This is a genomic window from Actinomycetota bacterium, assembly GCA_030017835.1.
Lineage (GTDB): Bacteria > Actinomycetota > Aquicultoria > UBA3085 > Oleimmundimicrobiaceae > Yes70-04.
In genome coordinates, this window is sequence record JASEGU010000070.1 from 1 (window position 1) to 809 (window position 809).

Here is an 809-nt window from a genome sequence, read left to right on the forward strand (position 1 = left end):
AGGCTGGCCGATGTGCCCTCCGAGTCGACTTTTTCTCGGGCCTTTGCGGAATTTGCCGAGATGCGCCTGGGGGACCGGGTCCATGAGGCCCTGGTGGGCCAGTGGGTGACGCCGGGATTGGTGGGGCATATCAGCCGGGACGCCACCGCCATCGAGGGCCGAGAGAAACCCACGGCGAAGCCGAAGCCCCCCAAACCGGCGCCCCGGAAAAAAGGACGCCCCCGGCGGGGGGAGGTGCGAGAACCCAAACCGGAAACGCGTCTGGAGCGCCAAGGCCGGCAATCGGCTTCGGAGGCCCTGGCGGAGTTGCCGGTTTACTGTGATGTGGGAGCGAAGAAGAACTCCAAGGGTTATAAGCAGGCCTGGGTAGGCTACAAGCTGCACGTCGATGTCAATGACTGCGGCCTGCCCATCAGTGCGGTAATGACGGCGGCCTCCCTCCATGAGAGCCAGGTCGCCATCCCGCTGATGAAGATGACCAGCGAGCGCATCGATTATCTGTATGATCTGATGGATTCGGCCTACGATGCGCAGCCGATCTATGAGATGAGCCGTAGCCTGGGGCACGTCCCCATCATCGACAAGAATGGCCGAAGGAAAGACGTGATCCCCCTGGCCCCCCAGGAGGCGGTGCGCTACCAGGAGCGGACCGTGGCCGAGCGCTTCAACAGTCGGCTGAAAGAAGAGTTTGGGGCCAAAAACGTAATGGTCCGGGGAGCCGCGAAAGTCGGGCTTCACCTCATGATTGGTATCGTTGCCCTGTTCGCCGACCAGTTGCTCAAGCTGATAAGCTGAGCAGCTCAAGGCTA

The 809-nt window shown here is 61.9% G+C and carries 1 protein-coding gene; it reads left to right on the top strand.

Annotated features, from left to right (window positions below):
* The first annotated feature begins 60 nt into the window (after positions 1 to 60).
* On the top strand, positions 61 to 795 hold the full coding sequence (locus tag QMD53_07215) for a transposase (protein MDI6800424.1): 735 nt from the start codon (positions 61 to 63) through the stop codon (positions 793 to 795).
* The last annotated feature ends 14 nt before the right edge of the window (positions 796 to 809 follow it).

Coding starts and splice junctions, on each gene's coding strand:
- QMD53_07215 (MDI6800424.1), top strand. CDS start 61: ATGCGCCTGGGGGACCGGGTCCATGAGGCCCTGGTGGGCCAGTGGGTG.